This is a genomic window from Streptomyces sp. NPDC054770, from assembly GCF_053611985.1.
The window spans coordinates 12,095-15,674 of record NZ_JBSHBL010000138.1 but is presented as its reverse complement, the minus strand read 5'-3'; the positions used below and the strand labels follow the sequence as shown (position 1 = coordinate 15,674).

The window sequence follows — 3,580 nt, the reverse complement described above, 5'->3', positions numbered from 1 at the left end:
GCCCCCGGGCCCGGCGACCCGCCCGAGGAACAGGCCGGGGACATCTCCCCGGCCACCCGGTCCGCCGCACCTCCACGGCACCACCAGAAAGCGAGAGTCACCCATGGCCACGATGAAGTCCGTACAGACCGGTGGCGTCGGCCGGATCGAGGTCGTGGACGTCGAGCGTCCCGTGCCCGGCCCGAAGGACGTGCTGCTGAAGATCCGCGCGGGCGGTATCTGCGGCACCGACGTCACCTTCCTGTACATGGGCGGCATGCCCGCCCGCGCCCACCTGGGCGGCGACCTGGTCCCGGTCGCCCTGGGCCACGAGCCGGCCGGCGAGGTCGTCGAGGCCGGCGCCGAGGTCACGGGGCTCAAGACGGGCGACCGGGTGGTGGTGAACCCGCAGGACGCGCCCACCGGGATCATCGGCTGCGGCGGCCGGTACGGCGCCCTCAGCGAGTACCTGCTGATCGAGAACGCCGAGGTCGGCCGGAGTGTCGCGGTGTTCCCGGACACCGTGCCGTTCGAGGTCGCCTCCCTGAACGAGCCGATGGCGGTGTCCCGGCACGCGGTCAACCGCTCGGAGGCCGCGCCGGACGACAAGGTGGTCGTGTTCGGCGCCGGACCGATCGGTCTTGGCGCGGCGATCTGGCTGAAGCTGCGGGGCGTCCGGCACGTGGTCGTCGCCGACGTCATCCCGGCCCGGCTGGAGAAGGCGCTGGCCGTGGGCGCGGACGCCGTGATCAACTCCGCCGAGGAGGACGTCACCGCGCGGCTGACCGAGCTGCACGGGCAGAGCGCCAACGCACTGGGCCAGCCCCGCCCCGGTACCGACGTCTTCATCGACGCGGCCGGCGCCCCGGCGGTCTTCAACACCGTGGTGGCCAACGCCCAGTGGCACGCCAGGCTGGTCATGGTCGCCGTGCAGAAGAAGGGCGAGATCGACCTCGGCGGCATGCTGCGCAGCGAGCTGACCCTCGTCGCCTCGCAGGGCTACCCGACGGAGATCTTCGAGGTCACGCCCGAACTGGTCGAGCACCATGAGCGGTTCGCGAAGCTGATCAGCCACCGCGTCCCGTTCGCCGACGTCCACCGAGCCTTCGAGCTGGCGCTGACGCCGGGGGCCGCGGAGAAGGTCGTCGTCACCTTCGACGCGTAGCGGAGACCGGCGCCAGCCACAGCCCGAGGAGCGCGTCGGTGAGCCCGGTGGCCGCGTCGCTCCAGGTGGCGCGCGGCGTGGGGGTGCCCTCGGCGAGGGCGCGCTCCCGCTCGGCGCAGGTGTGCAGGATCAACGTCCGTGCCATCAGGCCGCGTTCGGTGCGGACCTCGGCGGGCAGTTCCGGCAGCCGCCGGTTCAGCGCGTCGACGGCCCGGCGCAGCGACGGCGAAGTGAGGGACTCCTCGACCATGATGTCGTACAGAGCGGGGTCGGTCATGACCTGGGCGCAGAAGCGGGCGTACCAGGTCGGGCTGCCCAGGCCGGCGAGGTGTTCGGTGACCGGGCGGACCAGGCAGTCCACCCAGTCGCGCACGTCGTCGGAGTCGCCGACCTCGGCCAGCAGGCGGACCCGGATCTCCTCGATCCGGTCGAAGTGCCGGGCGGCGACGGCGCGGACCAGGTCGGCCTTGGTGCCGAAGTGGTAGCCGACGGCCGCGTTGTTGCCCTGGCCGGCGGCCTCGCTGACCTGGCGGTTGGAGACGGCGTACACGCCCTGTTCGGCGAAGAGCCGCTCCGCCGCGCTCAGGATGGCCTCCCGCGTCGCGCTGACCTGGTCCGCCCGCGCCGACCTGCCCGCCATGCCCACCACCGCTCCGGGACCGAGCACCACCCGGACCGGCCAGTCCCGTGAGCCGCACCGGGGCCCCGCCCGAAAGCGGCGAGGTCCAGCCGAAGAAGCCTACGCGGCAGGGCCGCGAAGTGCGGTGACACCCTGCCAGTACAGTAAGTCAAGCGACTGACTTAAATAATGCGCCAGTCGCCCCTGCCCTGCCTACGGAGGCCCTCTCCCATGTCCGAAGCCCCTGCCCGGCCCGCCGGGTCCGTGAGACCAGCGCGAACGAGTCCGAACGCGGTGGTGGCGGTGCTGGCCCTGGCCGGTATCACCGTCTCGCTGATGCAGACCCTGGTGATCCCGATCGTCCCGGAGCTGCCGAAGTACCTGAACGCCTCCGCGTCCAACGCCGCCTGGGCGGTGACGGCGACCCTGCTGGCCGCCGCCGTGGCCACCCCGGTGGCCGGCCGCCTCGGTGACATGTTCGGCAAGCGGCTGATGCTGCTGGTCAGCCTGGTGCTGCTGGTCTCCGGCTCGGTGGTGGCCGCGCTGAGCGACTCGCTGGTCCCGATGATCGTCGGCCGTAGCCTCCAGGGCCTCGCGGCCGCCGTGGTCCCGCTGGGCATCAGCATCATGCGCGACGAACTGCCGCCGGAGCGCCTCGCGGGCTCGACGGCGCTGATGAGTGCCTCGCTGGGCGTCGGCGGCGCGCTCGGCCTGCCGACCGCGGCCTTCATCGCGGACCACTACGACTGGCATGTGCTGTTCTGGACCTCGGCCGCCCTCGGTGTCGTCGCGTTCGTGCTGGTGATGCTGCTGGTGCCGGAGTCCAAGGTGCGCTCGGGCGGCCGCTTCGACGCGGTCGGCGCGGCGGGCCTCGCGGTCGGCCTGGTCTCGCTGCTGCTCGCCGTCTCCAAGGGTGCCGACTGGGGCTGGGCGAGCGGCACCACGCTCGGCCTGTTCGCGCTCGCGGTCGCCGTGCTGCTCGCCTGGGGCTTCTTCGAACTGCGCACCGTCCAGCCGCTGGTCGACCTGCGCACCACGGTCCGCCGCCAGGTGCTGTTCACCAACCTCGCCTCGATCGCGTTCGGCTTCTCGATGTTCGCGATGTCCCTGGTGCTCCCGCAGCTGCTCCAGCTGCCCACCCAGACGGGTTACGGCCTCGGCAGGTCGATGCTGACGGTCGGTCTGGTGATGGCGCCGCAGGGGCTGGTGATGATGGCCTTCGCCCCGGTCTCGGCCGCCATCACCAAGTCCAGGGGCCCGAAGATCACGCTCATGATCGGCGCGGTGATCGTCGCCGCGGGTTACGGCCTCAACATCGTCCTGATGTCCGAGGTCTGGCACCTGATCCTGGTCTCCTGCATCATCGGCGCCGGTGTCGGCTTCGCGTACGGCGCGATGCCCGCGCTGATCATGGGTGCCGTCCCGGCGTCGGAGACGGCCGCCGCGAACAGCCTCAACACGCTGATGCGGTCCATCGGCACGTCGGTGGCCAGCGCGGTTGCCGGAGTGGTCCTGTCTCAGCTGACCATCGACCTCGGCGGCACCACCCTGCCCTCCGAGAACGGCTTCAAGGTGGTCATGGCGATCGGCGCGGGCGCGGCCGTGCTGGCCTTCGTCCTCGCCTCCTTCCTGCCCGGCCGGCGCCCGGCGGACCCGGAGCCCGCTCCGGCCCCGGTCGAGCCCACGGCCGAGTCCGTGCACTGAGCCACGGGCGCGGCAGGTGATCAGCGGTGGGGCGGGCCGAGCCTTCGGGGGGCCGCCCGCCCCACCGCGTGCGCCCTTACTGACCGGAGGCAGTCAGCCGCCCGGAAGACGGA

At 72.3% G+C, this 3,580-nt stretch carries 3 protein-coding genes; 2 read left to right on the top strand and 1 reads right to left on the bottom strand.

Translation table 11 applies throughout. From position 1 onward, the window contains the following. Positions 1–103 precede the first annotated feature (103 nt). Positions 104–1,144: a zinc-dependent alcohol dehydrogenase gene (locus tag ACWGKQ_RS50380; RefSeq protein ID WP_453298860.1), complete on the top strand. Its 1,041-nt coding sequence runs from the start codon at positions 104–106 to the stop codon at positions 1,142–1,144. Here the strand turns inward: ACWGKQ_RS50380 and ACWGKQ_RS50375 are convergent. Next, positions 1,128–1,784 (bottom strand): TetR/AcrR family transcriptional regulator, encoded by a 657-nt coding sequence (locus ACWGKQ_RS50375; protein WP_453298859.1) that lies wholly within the window; start codon positions 1,782–1,784, stop codon positions 1,128–1,130. The two genes, ACWGKQ_RS50380 and ACWGKQ_RS50375, sit on opposite strands and share 17 nt — an antisense overlap. A 210-nt stretch (positions 1,785–1,994) precedes the next feature. On the opposite strand from ACWGKQ_RS50375, the gene ACWGKQ_RS50370 reads away from it, so the two are divergent. Beyond that, positions 1,995–3,467 carry an MFS transporter gene (locus ACWGKQ_RS50370; protein WP_453298858.1) on the top strand — a complete coding sequence of 491 codons (1,473 nt, stop codon included), beginning with the start codon at positions 1,995–1,997 and terminating at the stop codon, positions 3,465–3,467. Positions 3,468–3,580: the final 113 nt, after the last annotated feature.